We start from the raw sequence: 14,389 nt of genomic DNA, 5'->3' as shown, positions 1-14,389 counted from the left end.
ATCAGGCCCCCTCACCCGCGTAGGTGCGCTCGGGACGCGCCCAGGTCGCGGCCGCCTGCGGGGGCAGCACCGCGACCGGGCAGGGCGCGAAGCGGACGACCTGCTGGCTCGTCGACCCCAGGAGCGCGCCCCCGACGGCCCCGCGCCCTCGCGAGCCGAGCGCCACCAGGCTCACGCCCGAGCGGGCGATGTCGAGGAGCGCCTCACTCGGCGCGCCCCGCCGCACCACCTCCTGGACGACCAGCTCCGGGTGCGCCGTGGCCAGGCCGCTCCCGACCTCGGCGAGGTCGCGGCGCCGGGTCTCCTCGTCGGGGCCACCGAGGCGCGGGGTGACGCTCGCGGTGACGAGCGTGCTGCGGGACCGGTCCGCGACGTCGGCACCGAAGGCGATCGCGCCCCGTGCCTCGATCGAGCCGTCGACGCCCACGAGGACCCCTCGCGAGGCCTCGTCCTCGGCGGGCGCCCAGTCCGGGGGCACCACGATCACGGGGCAGGGGGCGTGGCCCATCACGTGGGCGATGGTCCGACCGACGCCCGTGTCGGCGAGCCCGCTCCCGGGCCGGGCGCCGATCACCAGCAGGCGCGCGCGGGCGGCCGTCGCGACGAGCGCAGGCCCGGCGACACCGTCCACCACCGAGAGTCGCACCGGGACCTCCGATGCCACGGCGCCGGCGACCTGGCGGGCCTGCTCGAGCAGCGCGTGGGCACGCCCCGACGGGCTGCGGAGCTCGTCGTGCGGACGCTCCGAGGGTGGCAGCACCTGGACCAGGTCGAGCGGCAGGTGACGACGGGCGGCCTCGCGCGCCGCCCACCGGACCGCGCCGGCGGTCGCGGGGCTGCCGTCCACGCCGACGAGCACGCCGGCCGGTGGCGTCGAGTGGTCGATCATGCGGGCCTCCTCGGGAGGGAACGGCGCCGCGGTCGCGGCCCGCGCACCACGCTCCCGCCGCCTCCCCGCCCCGCGTCAGGGCCCGACGGCGCGATGGAACGGGACTTCCGGCAGGTCCTCAGGGCGTCGCCCGGACCGACGCCGGCGTGGGCGCTACCGGGGAGCCCGGCGGCTGCGGCACGGGGTGGGGCTCGACCCGCGCATCGGGGCCGGGGAACACCAGGCTGCGATGGTCGTCGTCGAGCCACCGTACCCAGAACGGCGGCGTGCCGTCGGCGTGGGTGACCGCCACGATCTCCCCCTGTCGGCGGGACGACGCGTCGGTCAGCCCCTCCACGATCAGCCAGTTCCCGACCTGCGCCCTCATCCCGAGCCTCCCTCGCCGCCGTCACCGTGTGGTTGTTCGAGGTCCTCACACCGACGGGGCGCCGACCAGGGCCATCCGCACCGGCTCGCTCGGGACCTCCGGCAGGGGCCGGGCACCCGGAATGCGCGAACGGTCCGGCCGGCCACGGGCCGACCGGACCGACCGGGACGTCAGCGCCGCGCGCGCAGCGGCTCGTCCCAGGTGGTGATCAGCGCGTAGAGCACGATCACGTCGAGCGCGATCACGAGGATCGACCACACCGGCGCGGCGGCGACGAACGTCAGGTGCAGGATCGAGGAGAGCGCCACGAGGGCGACGGCCGTCCCACGGGCCCAGCTCGGCGCGTCACCCAGCAGGCTCGCCCCGACGATCGCGACGAGTGCGCCGAGCGCCAGGTGCACCCATCCCCACCCCGCCAGCGACAGCACGAACACCGCGCCGCCGACGGTGACGTAGTACGACGGCGTCAGCACGGCGACCAGGCCCTCGATCACACCGAAGACACCGACGATCATCATCACGACGGCCCCGAAGCGAACCCATGCGGCCGCCCCACTCCGCTCCGGTCCGGTCGGGGCCGGACCAGCACCGGTACTCGGTGCCCCTCGGTACTCCCTCGGATCGGTCTGCTGGGTCATGACGTCTCCACCTCCCGGCGATACGACGGACACTCGTCCAGAGGACCGTCCCGCCACCCCCGGGGGCCGGGCAGGGACCAACGGCCCCTCCGGGGGCGCCCCACGGTCCCGGTTCCGCTCGCCCGGATGTGGGACCGGTGGAGAGACGCACTGCGCGCGCGCCTCCGTCCCCGCGGAGATCCTTGGCCGGAGTTGCGGCCCTCGGGTGATCGTCGGCGAGCGGAGGGCCGACCTAGAGTTCCTCCGTCGCCGAGGGCCCCGTGGTCCGGCGACCGCCGGGCCGTCGGCTGCGCTCGCCTCCCCCCGTGAGAGCGGCCGACGGTCCGGGTCGGGTCGGATCGCGCGGCGGGAGTCCCCGGGGAACGCCGTCCTGCAGCCGCTGCCGGGCCAGCCTCTCGAGCAGTTCCGGCAGCGCACCGGGTGGCGCCCCGTCGAGGTCACGCCGGCATTGATCCACCGTGCGGGACACGACCGCGGCGCGCTGGGCCGGGAACTCCACGGAGAGGCGTGCCACGGCGCCCGCGGTGGCGTGGGCGGCGTCGTCGTGGTGGCCGCCGGGCGCGGCGGTGCGGACGGGTGCGTCCGGCTCGGGGCCGGGCGGGCGTCGAGAACTCATCGCGTCCTGTCGTGGTCCTTCCCGGGACGGCGCCGGTCGGTGACGCCGTGGCGACCACGTCACCGTGGACGGGGTGGACCCGGGTCGGCAGGGTCGAACGTCCCGAGTGGAGGGAGGCGCGCGTTCGGCCGTCGGGACCCCGGCTCGGATCACCGCGCGGCGACCTCGGCACGCACCTCGGACCCTCGCGCGGACCCGCGACCGGGTGGGGGGACGACCGCGACGGGACAGGGTGCCCGGTGCACCATCGCGCGGCCCACCGAACCGAGCAGGAGCCCGGTGAACCCACCGCGGCCGCGGGACCCGACGACCAGGAGGCGCGCACCGCGGGCGCGGTCGAGCAACGACCGGGAGGGGTGGGAGCGCTCCACGACGGAGGACACGGCGAGATCGGGATACGCCGCCGACCGGCCGGCGAGCTGCTCGGCAAGCAGCCGCCTCTCGTCGTCGACGATCGCGTCCCAGCCCAGCAGCGGCTCCGTCACCGGGTCGAAGAGCGGGTCCCACCACGTGTGGACCGCGACGAGCGGGCAGCTCGCGAGGTCCGCGGCCGCGACGGCGAAATCGATCGCGGCGTCGCTGGCCGGCGAGCCGTCGACCCCGACGACCACGGGTGCGGCGGGCTCGGTGGGCTCGTCGCCGCGGACCACGACGACGGGGTCCACGGCGTGGGCGGCCACCGACGAGGCCACCGACCCGACGAGCGTGCCGCCGAGTCCGCCGGAGCCCTGCTCACCCACCACGAGCAGGGCGTCGTCCGCCCGCTCGAGCAGGGCCGGTGCGGCCGCGCCGTCCACGACCTCCGTCGTGACGGTCACCGACGGGGCCGCCTCGTGCGCCACCGCCACGGCCCGTGCGGCGATCTCGCGGGCGTGGTCGAGGAGATCCTGCTGGTAGCGACGCCACAGCGAGGCGTCGGCGACGAGAGAGGGGTCGACCCCGCCGTAGGCGTGCACGACGTGCAGGCCCCGGCCTCGGGACGCTGCGGTGCGGGCCGCCCACCGGACGGCGCGCAGTGACGACTCGGAGCCGTCGGCACCCACCACCACGGGCCGGCCCGTCCCGGGGCCGTCGCTCGCCATGTCGGCCATCAGGCGGCCGCGGCGTGGCGGGGGGCCCGCGTCGCGATGACGGCCCCGATGTGCACGTGGGCGAAGTCCTCGACGACACCGTCGCCGAGGACCCGCCCGATGCGCACACCGGCGAAGTCCCGGACGTCGCCCTCGGCGTCCACCCTGCCGATCGCCACTCCGCCGTGGTCGGCCACCCTGCGTTCCGCGTCCATCGTGCGCTCCTCACCTCGACGGGGCGTTCCTCGTCCGAGTCGAGGGTCGGTCGTGACGTCCGCCGACACCCGGGTCCTCCGGGCCCCGTCGGGCGGGCCGATGGTCGCTGGCTCCGCGCCACCTCCCGCACACACGCCCGGGCCGGGCCGCCGTCGGCGGCCCGGCCCGGGTGGCGGGACTCAGCCCTTCTCGATGGCGACGGTCGTGGGTTCCGCGCCCGCGGCCGGCTCGGGCATCGGGACCCGGACCGTCAGGATCCCGTCCTTGTAGGACGCGGCCACCGTGGAGGGGTCCACACCGTCGGGCAGGGGCAGGCGTCGGGCGAAGGTGCCGTAGCGCAGCTCGTGCCGGTGGTACCCCTTGTCCTCGGTGTCCTCCTCGATCCTGCGTTCGGCGCGGAGGTCGAGCATCCCGTCGGCGACGGTCAGGCTGAGGTCCTTGTCCGGGTCGATACCCGGCATCTCGGCCTTGATCACCAGGTCACCGTTCTCCCGGTACTCGTCGACCTTGATCACCTCCTCGGGGGCCCGCATCGCGGGCGCCCCCATGCCCGCACGGGAAGGGCGCGCATCCAGTCGTCGAACATCCGGTCGAACTGCCGGAAGACGTCGGCCGAGGTCGTGGGTGTCTGGCGTCGGATCAATGACATGTTCTCCACCTCCGGACCCGACGTTCGGACCCGGCCCGACCCACCCCCAGGGTCGAAGGACCCGCGACCGGCGTCGTCCGGCCCTCCGGGCCCGGGGCGTGCGGCCGTGCGCGGTACGCCCCGGGCGCGGACGGCGTCACACCGGGCGGTGCGTGACGACCGTCCCGCGCCCGTCCGAGCCCGCGTCGCCGAGGCGGGAGCCGTCCGGAGGACCGGCGAGCAGGACGGGAACCGACGCGTGCCGGCCGAGCCGGGTGGCCACGTCACCAAGCAGGTGCCGGGTCAGGCCCGCCCCGCGACGTCCCAGCACGATCATGGAAGCGCCCTCCGCCTCGGCCACGGCCTCGAGGGCCCGGGCGGGCTGACCCGCGACCACCTCGATCGCCACGTGACCTGCGGGCGCGGCGGGCTCGAACCACGCCGCGCGCTCGACGAGCATCGCCCGGGCACGCACCCGGCGCGGGTCGTCCTCCGCACCGTCGGCCGCGTCGGGATCCACGACGCCCACGAGGACGACGCGCACCCGCGCGGTGTCGAACAACGTCGCGGCGAGGCGTACCGCCCGGTCCGCGCCGGCCGATCCGTCGACGCCGACCACGATCGACGTGCCGCTGCGGGAGGCCGGCTCGGCGCCCTCGACGACCGCCACGGATCGGTTCGCCCGCTCGGCGGCGATCGGGATGAACAGCGGGCCGAACACGGCGCCGAGGACGTACCAGCGCCAGTCGCGGTAGCCCTGCCGGCCGAGGAGGACGAACGCCGCCAGCACCCCCGCGACGATCCACACGACGACGCCGACGGTGAAGGTGGACATGCGGGCTCCTCAGAACGGGCGACGTGCGATCCCGGCCCCCGCACCCTCGCGCCGACCCACCCAGGGCGTCAGGGGCTCCGGTCCCGATCCGCCGGGCCGTCCTTCCCCCTGCGGGCCGGGCAGGGCTACGGGACCCGGTCGACACCGGCCGATCGACCCTGCCCCCGGCCGGCGTCGACGGACACCCTGACCCCATGGACGATGAGCTTCCGGGCCGTCACGCACACGCCACCGCGAGCGGGCGCACCGCTCGCGCCGAGGGGATCGCGCTCGTCGTCGCCGGCTACGACGACTCGGAGGAGGCCGTCGAGGCCGTGGGCTGGGCCGCCTCGCTGGCACGGCGGACCGGCAGCGCCCTCCGGGTCGTCTGGGCCTGGAAGATCCGGGACGTCTGGGACACGGCGGTGGCCGCCGACGACCAGCACTCCGGCCCTCACCTGGCCGAGCTCGAGGACGTCGCACGACGCCACCTGACCGACGTCCTCACCGACCTCCTGGGCCTCGACGCCGCACACGTCGACCTCCACCTGCGCCAAGGGCCCGACTCGGCGGACATCCTGCTCCACGCGGCGGCCGACGCGGACATCCTCGTCGTGGGGTCCCGTGGACGGGGACGCGCCGCCTCGGCCGTCCTCGGTTCCGTGAGCGCCCGGTGCGTGCGCGACTCGTCGGTCCCGGTGCTCGTGATCCCGCACCGCATGGTCCGGTCCGCGGGCCCCGAGCCGGTCGCCGTGGGCCGACGACACGAGCCGTGATCGTCCGACCGACCGGTCCCCGCCGGCACCCGGACGCCGCGGACGTACCGATCACGCGGGTGCTCCCTCGTCCGGGTCGGGCACGCCGGGCTCGGCGCTGTCCTCGCGCAGGAGCCGACGACGCAGGTGGTTGACGTCGCCGGCACGGTGGCGGAGGGCTGCGGCGAGCCGGTCGAGCATGTCGGCCAGCTCGTCGAGGTGCTCGACCGGGACGTCCTGGAGGGCCGCGTGGACGTCCTCCCGGAAGAGCCGCCCCATGATCGCGGCGGCGCGGCGCCCGCGCGGAGTCAGGTCGACGAGCGTGCTGCGTCGATCGGTCGGGTGGGGACGGCGGACCGCCAGACCCCGCGTCTGCATCCGGTCGACCAACGCGGTGCCGGCCGGCGCGCTCACCCCCAGTCGGACGGCGAGCAGCGACACCGGCACGGCGCCCTGCCGGCCGAGGTCCGCCAGCGTGAGGACCTCACCGACCCCGAGCCCGAGCACGTCCGCGAAGGCCCTGCGGTAGGCGTCGACGGCCAGGACGAGGTCGCGCATCCGGTCGGGCATGTCCGTCCGACTGGTGTCCACGGCACCTCGCACTCTCGACGTCGGGCGGGCGGTCGGCGGAGCGGCACGGGGAGCCGGAGCTACCGTGCGGCCCGGGAGCCCCCGCCCGTACCCGGGGGCACGATCGCGACCGGGCACGTCGCCCTCCGCACGAGCCCGGGACGCGTCTGCGGGCGGCGATGCCGCAGCCGGCCGTGCTCCCCCACCCCGATCACGACGAGCTCCGCGTCGCGGGCCTGGTCGGCCAGCACCCGGTCCGCGCGCTCCTCGGCGAGGACGACACGGACGTCGGCCGGCCGCGCCGATCCCAGTTCGGGAACGTCCTCGCCGAGCAGCCGCACGTCCTTGCCTGCCCGCACCACGACGAGGGGAGCACCGCGGGACTCGGCCCGGAGAGCGGCGAACCCCAGAGCCTCCCGGCAGCCCTCCGAGCCGTCGTCCCCGACCACGACGGGGGCGTGGCCCTCCGCCCTCTCGCGCGCCCGCGCGTCACAGTGGTGCGGCACGAGGACGACCGGCACGGGGACCTCCCCGGCCAGGCCCCGGGTGGTCCTGCCCAGGGCGAGCTCCCCGAGCCTGCCGAATCCGTCGCTGCCGAGGACGAGCAGCGAGGCGACGCGCGCCTGGGCCCGCAGCACGGCGACAGGATCGCTCTCGACGAGGTCTTCGACGATCGGGAGGTCCGGGGCGACGTCGCGGGCTACGAGCCGCATCTCCCGTAGCTCCTGACGGGCCAGCAGGAACAGGCCCTGCTCGGCGTCGACGCCGACGAACGAGCGCCCCGGATAGCCGCCGCGAGGGACCACCAGCCCGTGCACCAGCCGGAGCGCGACGCCGCGGTCCCGGGCCTCGGCGGCGGCCCAGTGGACGGCGGCTCCGGCCCGTCCTCCGAGCGGCACGCCCACCACGACGTCGGCGCCCATCCTCTTCGGCGTCGGCGCTGCTGTGGCGGGGTCGCCCACCGCCGGCGCGGAGACCATCGGATCCGACACGGCCCACCTCCTCGTCCTACCGCGAGGGTCACGCCGTTCGGCGAGCGACGGCCAGGGTCGGAAGGCCTGGTGACCCGGGCCGGCCGGCCGTCGTGCGCACCCGGAGGAGCGCGGCGCCCGAGGCCGTTCGGCCATGAGGAGGTCCACCGACGCGGACCGGGGTGACGGCCGCCGTCACGGCCGTCCCGACCGTCGGGCGGAACCACCGATGCGGGCGGGCCCGGAGAAGACCAGCGCCACGCCGAGGACGTAGCCGACGTCGTACCAGGCTCCATCGTTGTGCACCTCGTCGATGCCCACACCGTCCTCGAACAGCGACACGAGGAAGGTGATCGGGAGGATCAGCCCTTGCCAGAGCCCGAGCCAGAACCCGGCGACGGGCGGCACCGCGAGGCGGGCGCCGTCGTCGGCGACGGCTGCGCACCCACCGAGCAGGAGAGCCGCCGCGACGAGGAGCAGGACGAGCGACGCCCGGCCCGCCCGGCCGCGGTGAGGGGCACCGGGCCCGACTCCCGTCCGCGTCATCGCGCGGTCCGGACCGTCGCTGTGCCGGCCGTCGGGGCGGTCGGCGGGGTGGTCGGGACGGGTACGACCAGCACCGGGCAGGGAGCGTGCAGCACGCAGCCCAGACCGACCGAACCCAGCGCGACGCTGCGGAACGCCCCGCGGCCCCGGTGTCCCACGACGAGCAGGTCCGCGTCGCGCGCGGCCTCGATCAGTACCTCGGCCGGGCGGCCGGCGTGCGCCCGGACCTGCACCTCCACCCCGTGGTCGGGCTCGGTGGCCATCACCCGGTCGACAGGGCGCGGGCCCGCCGGTCCAGCTCCGCCTGGAGCTCGCCCTCGTTGCCCAACGGCAGGTCGAGGTACTCCGCGAGCGTCAGACCGCGACGTTCCCAGGCCGAGACGACCTCGAGCCGCCCTCCGAGCCGGGACGCTTCGCGGAGCGCTCTCCGCAGGGCCGCTTCCCCGTGCTCGGAGCCGTCGACCCCGACGACCACCAGCGGTCTCTCCTCCGACATCCCGATCACCCTTCCCTCCTCCCGGAGCGGCGGCGCCGGTCGGCCGGGAGGTCCGACGGACCCGGCGACCCCAGGGTCGTCCGCGTTGCCGCCGTCGATCAGGGGCGAAGGCCCGCCCGACGGTCCCGCGGCTCGGGGACCTACGACCCCCGACGCGACCTCGTGCTCGGCGGCACGGGGAGACTCGTGAGCTCTCCCGGGACGACGATCACCGGGCAGTGGGCCCGGCGCAGACACCCGGCGGCCACCGACGTCATGGTGCGCGCGTCCTCGCCGTGGCCCACGACGAGGGCGGCGGCCTCGGCGGACTCCCGGACGAGCACGTCGACGGGACGGCCGGGCACGGCCCGGGTCTCGATCGCCATCGGGCCCTCCGCGGCGAGCGGCGCGAGCGCGGGGTCGGACAGCACGTCGTCGACGAAGTCCCGCAGTGTCGCCTCCTCGGCCTCCAGGACCGCGGCCCGGTCGGGCACCGGGAGCAGGTCGCCCCCGGGCAGCGCGGCGAGGGCGCCCCAGAAGTAGCCCGCGGCGTCGCACGCCGTGACGACCGTCAGCCGGCCGCCACACGCCGAGGCTCGGCGGACGGCCTCGGCGAGGGCTCTCCGTGAGCTGGTCGAGCCGTTGACCCCGCACAGGACCTGCGGGGCACGGTCGGGGCGGCCGCGAGACACGGTCACGCCAGGACCGGCGCCGGCGCCGGGTGCGGGACGCCGTGCGGTTGGGGCTCCCACCGCCGGAACGCCGCGTAGCCGCACCCGGCCGCCACGGCGACGGGCCAGCTCACCACACCTGTGACGGCGAGGGCAGCCACACCGAGGTAGATCGGCACGGGGTTCGCCGGAAGTCGCGCCCGGAGCCGGTCGATCGCGACCGCGGAGCGGTACACGCCACGGTCGAGGACGTCCCCGACCCGCTCGGGACCGGAGCGGGGCTTCTCCGTCGTCCCCGTCGTCTCCGACGCGCTGCCGTCCGAGGCGAGGAGCTCGTGTGCCGTCATGACATCGACCCTGGACGCCCCGGGCGACGGCCCGTGAGGGTCGAAGGTCCCGAAGAGGCCCTGGCGATCGGGCCCGTCAGTACTCCTCGGGCTTGACCTTGTTCGCGAGGACGGCGGCCTGCACCCGGCGTTGCATCCCCAACTTCGCCAACAACGCCGACACGTAGTTCTTCACCGTCTTCTCCGCCAGGTACATCCGCTGTCCGATCTCCCGATTCGTCAGCCCCTCCCCGATGAAGCCCAGGACCTCCCGCTCCTTGACCGTCAGCTCCGCCAACGGATCCGGAGCCTCACTCCGCGACCGCAACCGACCCATGAGGGCGCTCGCCGCCCGTCCGTCGAGCAACGACCCTCCTGCCCCCACCTCTCGCACCGCGTTCACGATGTCGTTGCCCCGCACGTCCTTGATCACATAACCCGCGGCCCCCGCCAGGACCGCGTCGAACATCGCCTGCTCATCGGTGTACGAGGTCAACATCAGACACGCCAACTCCGGCATCCGGGACCGCAACTCCCGGCACAGCTCGATCCCGGTGCCGTCCGGCAGACGCACATCGAGCACCGCCACCTGCGGTCGCAGCGCCGGGATCCGACTCAGGGCCTCGGCCACCGACCCCGCCTCACCCACCACCTCGAGATCCTCGTGACCGTCCAGCAGGTCCGCCACCCCCCGCCGCACCACCTCATGATCATCCACCAGGAACACCGTGGTCACGACACGCTCCTTCTCCTGCAGCTCGTCGGGTTCGGGGGACGGACCGGGGCCGACGAGCGTGAACGCGACGACATCCGTGATCGCCAGCATCGTCCTTCGCGGCGGCGACGGGCAGGGTCGAAGGTCCCGACGATCAGGTGTCGCCCGGCGGCGAGGATCGAGGCACGACCCGCACCGGGCAGGGCGCGTGCAGCAGGCAGCCCAGCCCGACCGAGCCGAGCAACGCGCTGGCGACCGCGCCGCGGCCGCGGTGGCCCACGACCAGCTCGTCGGCACCCTCGGCCGCCTCGACCAGGACCTCGGCGGCATCGCCGGGAAGCGCGACGACATCGACCTCGGGACGCCGCAGGTGCTCCCCGCCGAGTTCGTAGGCGACGTCGGTGACCATCCCACGGACCGCGGCGAGCAACTCGGTCTCGATCTGGGCGCGGCTCGGCAGGGGCGCGCCGGGGGTCGGGCCCAGCCGCCACTCGGGGGGCTCGTAGACCGCGACCACGTGCAGGCGGGCGCCTCGCCGGGACGCGGAGCGCATCGCGTCGACCAGCGCCGCACGCGAGCCCGGCGACCCGTCGACCCCCACGACCACGGTCGGGCGGCCTCCCTCACGCGCCGGCACCCGGGTGCCGTCCTCCCACACCTTCATGATCGCTCCCCGCGTCGCACCGGTATCGCGCCGGACGATCCGCCCTCGGCCGGCCCGACCCCAGGGCCGAACGTCTCTCCGGAGGTCCCGGGACCCGTGGCCCGCCCTTGCGGGCCCCTGAGGAGGACGACCAGCCCCACGCCGGTGACCGCCGCCATCACGAGCGCCATGAGACCGCCGGCGACGAGACCGACCAGAACGGTCACGGGGACCGCCTGGCCGGCGTGCCAGAGCGGCGTCGCGACGGCGAGGAAGATCCCGAGGCCGAGCAGCCACGCCAGGGCGGTGACACCGATCCACGCGGCGGCGGGCTCGACGTGACGGCGGAGCTCCCACCACTGGGCGAGGCCGATCGTCAGGAGGACCAGGAGGCCCAGGGCGACCGTCGACACGACCAGCACGGGAGCGGGCCAGGCTGCCGTGACCGTCGCCGTCGTCGACGGCAGGAGCGCGAGGAGATAGGCCACGGCCGCGGCCCCCGCGGTCGCGAGGACCCAGCGGGTCACCGAGATCGCGGGGAGGGCGCTCCGGAGGACCAGGGCCTGCCCCGTGCCGAGCAGCGCTCCCTCCACCGCCCCGGCCGCGACCAGCAACGGTAGGGAGAGGACCACGGGGGACCCGACAGTGAGCACCCCGACGACCGCGGCCAGGGCGAACCCGAGGACCTCCGCCAGGGCGACGACGGGGACCCACCGCCGCAGCAGAGCCCGTTCCTGGTGCCCCATGGTTCCTCCCCGACGATCTCCCACGGGTCGTGCCGAACGTCCCGTCCACCCGAGACGTTGCCGGGCCGAGCATCTCCGGCACAGGGACCGAGGTCCGGTCCGCCGGGGTCCTCGGACCGGGACCGGCGGGCTCTCGGCGGCCTCCGCCGTGACCTCCGGCCCTGGTGCGGGGAGCCCGCCCGCCGACACCGTCGCGCCCCATGACGAGGCCCGCGCCACCCGGCCAGGGTCTCGACGACGTCGAGGCGGCCGCGCTTCTCGTTCGGGAGGGACCGAACGAGCTGCCGCGCCCCCGCCGACGCTCGGTCGTGCGACGGGTGGGCGCGCAGCTGGTCGATCCTCTGGTCCTCGTCCTCGTCGGGGTCGCGGTGGTCACGGTCGCGATCGGCGACCACACCGACGCGGCGGTCGTCCTGCTCGTCATCGTCGGCAACACCTCTGTCGGGGTGGTGCAGGAGATCCGGGCCGACCGCGCCGTCGAGGCCCTGGACCGCCTCGGGGCCGCGAGGGCACGGGTCCGGCGCAGTGGAGTCGTGCGCACCGTCCCCGCCCGCGAGGTCGTGCCCGGGGACGTCCTCGTGGTGGCGGCCGGCGACGTCCTCGCCGCGGACGGCACCGTGGTGTGGGGTGAGTCGCTGCAGCTCGACGAGGCCGCGATCACCGGCGAGTCGATGCCCGTGGAGTCGCACCGCCCCGGCACGGAGGTCCTCTCGGGCAGCGTCGTCATCCGCGGACGGGGCGAGATCGTCGTCGGGGCGACCGGGCCGGCCTCCGCGATGGGGCGGATCGCCGAGGGCCTGGTGCGCACCCGGTCGCGCCGCACCCCGCTGCAGCGCCAGCTCGCCGTCCTCGGCCGTCGGCTGGCGCTCGTCATCGCGGTCGCGTGCGTAATCGTGTTCGTCCTCGGCATCGCCCGCGGCGAGCCCCCCGTACTGATGCTCGTGGCCGCGCTGAGCCTCGCGGTCGCGGCCGTGCCCGAGTCGTTGCCGGTCGTCGTCACCCTCGGGCTCGCCCTCGGGGCCCGGCGCATGGCCGCGCGGCACGCGGTCGCCCGTAGCCTGCCGGCGGTCGAGACGCTCGGGGCGGTGACCCTGCTCGCGACCGACAAGACCGGGACGCTCACCGAGGGCAGGCTCCGGGTCGCCGAGACCTGGACCGACCCCGAGCAGGACGCCGCCGAGGAGCTCGCCAGGACCGCGGTGCTGGCCAACGACGCGCCCGAGAAGGGCTCGGACGGGGCCGATGGGTCCGTGCCGGGCGCGGATCCCATCGACGCCGCGCTCGTCGACTGGGCCCGCGGCCGCGGGATCGACGTGGCGGCCGTCCGGGCCCGCCATCCTCGGCTGGGTGCGCTGCCCTTCGACGCCGTCCGCCGGCGGATGACGACCTGGCACAGCGGCGATGCGGAGTCGTTCCTGGTCGTCGGCAAGGGCGCGCCCGAGGCCCTGCTCCCCCCGCCCGGGATCTCGGTCCGGGCCGACCGGGCGCGCGACTGGGCGGAGGACGCGGCCGCGCGTGGGCTGCGGGTGCTCGTGGTGGCCGCCGCCCGTCGCACGGCGCTGCCCGCGGTCGCCGAGGTGGAGCAGGGTCTGGATGTCGTGGGCGTCGTGGCGCTACAGGATCGCCCCCGAGCGGCGGCCCGCGCCGCCCTCGAGGGCTGTCACCGGGCGGGGATCCGGACCGTGGTGCTGACCGGCGACCACCCCTCCACGGCCGCCATCGTCGCGGGGCAGGTGGGGCTCACCGGCCGGGGCGGGCGGCCCGCCCGGGTCGCAACTCCCGACGAGCCCGACGACGAGGCCGACGGGTCGACCGGCGACCGGGAGCGCGCGCTGCTCGACGCCGACGTCGTGGCGCGATGCCGACCCGAGCGCAAGCTCGACCTCATCGTCGGCTGGCAGGCCCGGGGCGAGGTCGTGGCGATGACCGGCGACGGGGTGAACGACGGACCCGCGCTCCGGCGGGCCGACGTCGGGGTGGCGATGGGCCGGCGCGGCACCGAGGTCGCGCGGCAGGCCGCCGACCTCGTGCTCGCCGACGACGACCTGGGCACCGTGGTGACGGCGGTCGACGAGGGGCGGCGCATCCACGCCAACGTGCGGCGCTTCCTCGCCTACGCCCTCGCGGGAGGGCTGGCCGAGGTCCTCGTGATGCTCGTCGGCCCGGTGATCGGTGTGGCGCTGCCGCTGCTCCCGGGGCAGATCCTCTGGATCAACCTCCTCACGCACGGCCTGCCCGGGGTCGCGTTCGGCACCGAGCCGTCCGAGCCGGGCGTCATGGCGGCCCCGCCGCGACGGCCCGGCGCGTCCGTGCTCGCGGGCGGGCTCTGGCTCGCGGTACTGGTGGTGGGTGCGTCGGTGGCCGCGCTGACCGTGGGCGCCATGCTCCTCGTCGGTGGAGACGACCCGCGCAGCGTCGCGTTCCTGGTGCTCGGCCTCGGCCAGCTCGGTGCGGCTGTCGGGCTGCGGGCCCGACGACCGCGGGGCTTGCCACGGCACGGGCGGGACTGGTTGTCGATCGCCGTGGCCGCGGCCGTCCTCGCTCAGATCGCGGCGGTGACGGTGCCCCCGCTGATGACGCTGCTGCGGACGACGACACCCGCGCCCGGCAGCCTGGCCGTGGCCCTCGGCGGGGCTGTGATCGCGGGTCTCGTCGCCCGCCGGGTCGGCAGGCGCCGAGTGACGTAGATCGTCCCTCCGGGCGTGCCCGTGACGGTCGTCCCGCAGCCTCGCC

The 14,389-nt window shown here is 75.9% G+C and carries 19 protein-coding genes; 2 read left to right on the top strand and 17 right to left on the bottom strand.

Annotation, left to right across the window (positions count from 1 at the left end; all coding sequences use genetic code 11):
- Position 1: 1 nt before the first annotated feature.
- The 7 genes from ACQPYN_RS15135 to ACQPYN_RS15105 form a co-directional block, all read right to left on the bottom strand.
- On the bottom strand, positions 2–889 hold the full coding sequence (locus tag ACQPYN_RS15135; protein WP_433038229.1) for a universal stress protein: 888 nt from the start codon (positions 887–889) through the stop codon (positions 2–4).
- Between the two features lie 118 nt (positions 890–1,007).
- Positions 1,008–1,256: a DUF1918 domain-containing protein gene (locus tag ACQPYN_RS15130; RefSeq protein ID WP_433038227.1), complete on the bottom strand. Its 249-nt coding sequence runs from the start codon at positions 1,254–1,256 to the stop codon at positions 1,008–1,010.
- Between the two features lie 170 nt (positions 1,257–1,426).
- Positions 1,427–1,894 (bottom strand): DUF7144 family membrane protein, encoded by a 468-nt coding sequence (locus ACQPYN_RS15125; RefSeq protein ID WP_433038225.1) that lies wholly within the window; start codon positions 1,892–1,894, stop codon positions 1,427–1,429.
- Positions 1,895–2,659: 765 nt separating this feature from the next.
- On the bottom strand, positions 2,660–3,592 hold the full coding sequence (locus ACQPYN_RS15120; RefSeq protein ID WP_433038223.1) for a universal stress protein: 933 nt from the start codon (positions 3,590–3,592) through the stop codon (positions 2,660–2,662).
- Positions 3,593–3,600: 8 nt separating this feature from the next.
- Positions 3,601–3,795 (bottom strand): hypothetical protein, encoded by a 195-nt coding sequence (locus ACQPYN_RS15115; protein WP_433038221.1) that lies wholly within the window; start codon positions 3,793–3,795, stop codon positions 3,601–3,603.
- Positions 3,796–3,975: 180 nt separating this feature from the next.
- On the bottom strand, positions 3,976–4,344 hold the full coding sequence (locus tag ACQPYN_RS15110) for an Hsp20/alpha crystallin family protein (RefSeq protein ID WP_433038219.1): 369 nt from the start codon (positions 4,342–4,344) through the stop codon (positions 3,976–3,978).
- 237 nt (positions 4,345–4,581) lie between these two features.
- Positions 4,582–5,259, bottom strand: a complete 678-nt coding sequence (locus ACQPYN_RS15105) for a universal stress protein (RefSeq protein WP_433038217.1) — start codon at positions 5,257–5,259, stop codon at positions 4,582–4,584.
- Between the two features lie 194 nt (positions 5,260–5,453).
- On the opposite strand from ACQPYN_RS15105, the gene ACQPYN_RS15100 reads away from it, so the two are divergent.
- On the top strand, positions 5,454–6,014 hold the full coding sequence (locus tag ACQPYN_RS15100; protein WP_433038215.1) for a universal stress protein: 561 nt from the start codon (positions 5,454–5,456) through the stop codon (positions 6,012–6,014).
- A gap of 51 nt (positions 6,015–6,065) precedes the next feature.
- On the opposite strand, the gene ACQPYN_RS15095 is transcribed toward ACQPYN_RS15100, so the two are convergent.
- The 10 genes from ACQPYN_RS15095 to ACQPYN_RS15050 form a co-directional block, all read right to left on the bottom strand.
- Positions 6,066–6,584 (bottom strand): MarR family winged helix-turn-helix transcriptional regulator, encoded by a 519-nt coding sequence (locus ACQPYN_RS15095; RefSeq protein WP_433038213.1) that lies wholly within the window; start codon positions 6,582–6,584, stop codon positions 6,066–6,068.
- A 59-nt stretch (positions 6,585–6,643) separates the two neighbouring features.
- A complete protein-coding gene (locus tag ACQPYN_RS15090; protein ID WP_433038211.1) occupies positions 6,644–7,555 on the bottom strand; it encodes a universal stress protein in 912 nt (303 codons plus the stop codon).
- Between the two features lie 174 nt (positions 7,556–7,729).
- Positions 7,730–8,080, bottom strand: coding sequence for a hypothetical protein (locus tag ACQPYN_RS15085; protein ID WP_433038209.1), 351 nt, complete (start codon positions 8,078–8,080; stop codon positions 7,730–7,732).
- Complete coding sequence (locus ACQPYN_RS15080; RefSeq protein ID WP_433038207.1) at positions 8,077–8,343, bottom strand: universal stress protein; 267 nt, start codon at positions 8,341–8,343, stop codon at positions 8,077–8,079. The genes ACQPYN_RS15085 and ACQPYN_RS15080 overlap by 4 nt, the downstream gene beginning before the upstream one ends.
- A complete protein-coding gene (locus ACQPYN_RS15075; protein WP_433038895.1) occupies positions 8,343–8,576 on the bottom strand; it encodes a universal stress protein in 234 nt (77 codons plus the stop codon). Before ACQPYN_RS15075 ends, ACQPYN_RS15080 begins: the two co-directional genes overlap by 1 nt.
- 140 nt (positions 8,577–8,716) lie before the next feature.
- Positions 8,717–9,253, bottom strand: coding sequence for a universal stress protein (locus ACQPYN_RS15070; RefSeq protein ID WP_433038205.1), 537 nt, complete (start codon positions 9,251–9,253; stop codon positions 8,717–8,719).
- Positions 9,250–9,573, bottom strand: a complete 324-nt coding sequence (locus tag ACQPYN_RS15065; RefSeq protein ID WP_433038203.1) for a hypothetical protein — start codon at positions 9,571–9,573, stop codon at positions 9,250–9,252. The genes ACQPYN_RS15070 and ACQPYN_RS15065 overlap by 4 nt, the downstream gene beginning before the upstream one ends.
- Before the next feature lie 76 nt (positions 9,574–9,649).
- Entirely contained in the window at positions 9,650–10,288 is a 639-nt protein-coding gene (locus tag ACQPYN_RS15060; protein ID WP_433038893.1) for a response regulator transcription factor, read from the bottom strand.
- A 133-nt stretch (positions 10,289–10,421) separates the two neighbouring features.
- Entirely contained in the window at positions 10,422–10,931 is a 510-nt protein-coding gene (locus ACQPYN_RS15055) for a universal stress protein (RefSeq protein WP_433038201.1), read from the bottom strand.
- Positions 10,928–11,656 carry a hypothetical protein gene (locus tag ACQPYN_RS15050; protein WP_433038199.1) on the bottom strand — a complete coding sequence of 243 codons (729 nt, stop codon included), beginning with the start codon at positions 11,654–11,656 and terminating at the stop codon, positions 10,928–10,930. Before ACQPYN_RS15050 ends, ACQPYN_RS15055 begins: the two co-directional genes overlap by 4 nt.
- A gap of 200 nt (positions 11,657–11,856) precedes the next feature.
- On the opposite strand from ACQPYN_RS15050, the gene ACQPYN_RS15045 reads away from it, so the two are divergent.
- Entirely contained in the window at positions 11,857–14,343 is a 2,487-nt protein-coding gene (locus ACQPYN_RS15045; RefSeq protein ID WP_433038197.1) for a cation-translocating P-type ATPase, read from the top strand.
- Positions 14,344–14,389: the final 46 nt, after the last annotated feature.

Origin of the sequence: Actinomycetospora sp. CA-053990 (assembly GCF_050948445.1) — a bacterium.
Classification (GTDB): domain Bacteria; phylum Actinomycetota; class Actinomycetes; order Mycobacteriales; family Pseudonocardiaceae; genus Actinomycetospora; species Actinomycetospora callitridis.
This window is presented reverse-complemented; position numbering and strand designations above follow the sequence as displayed.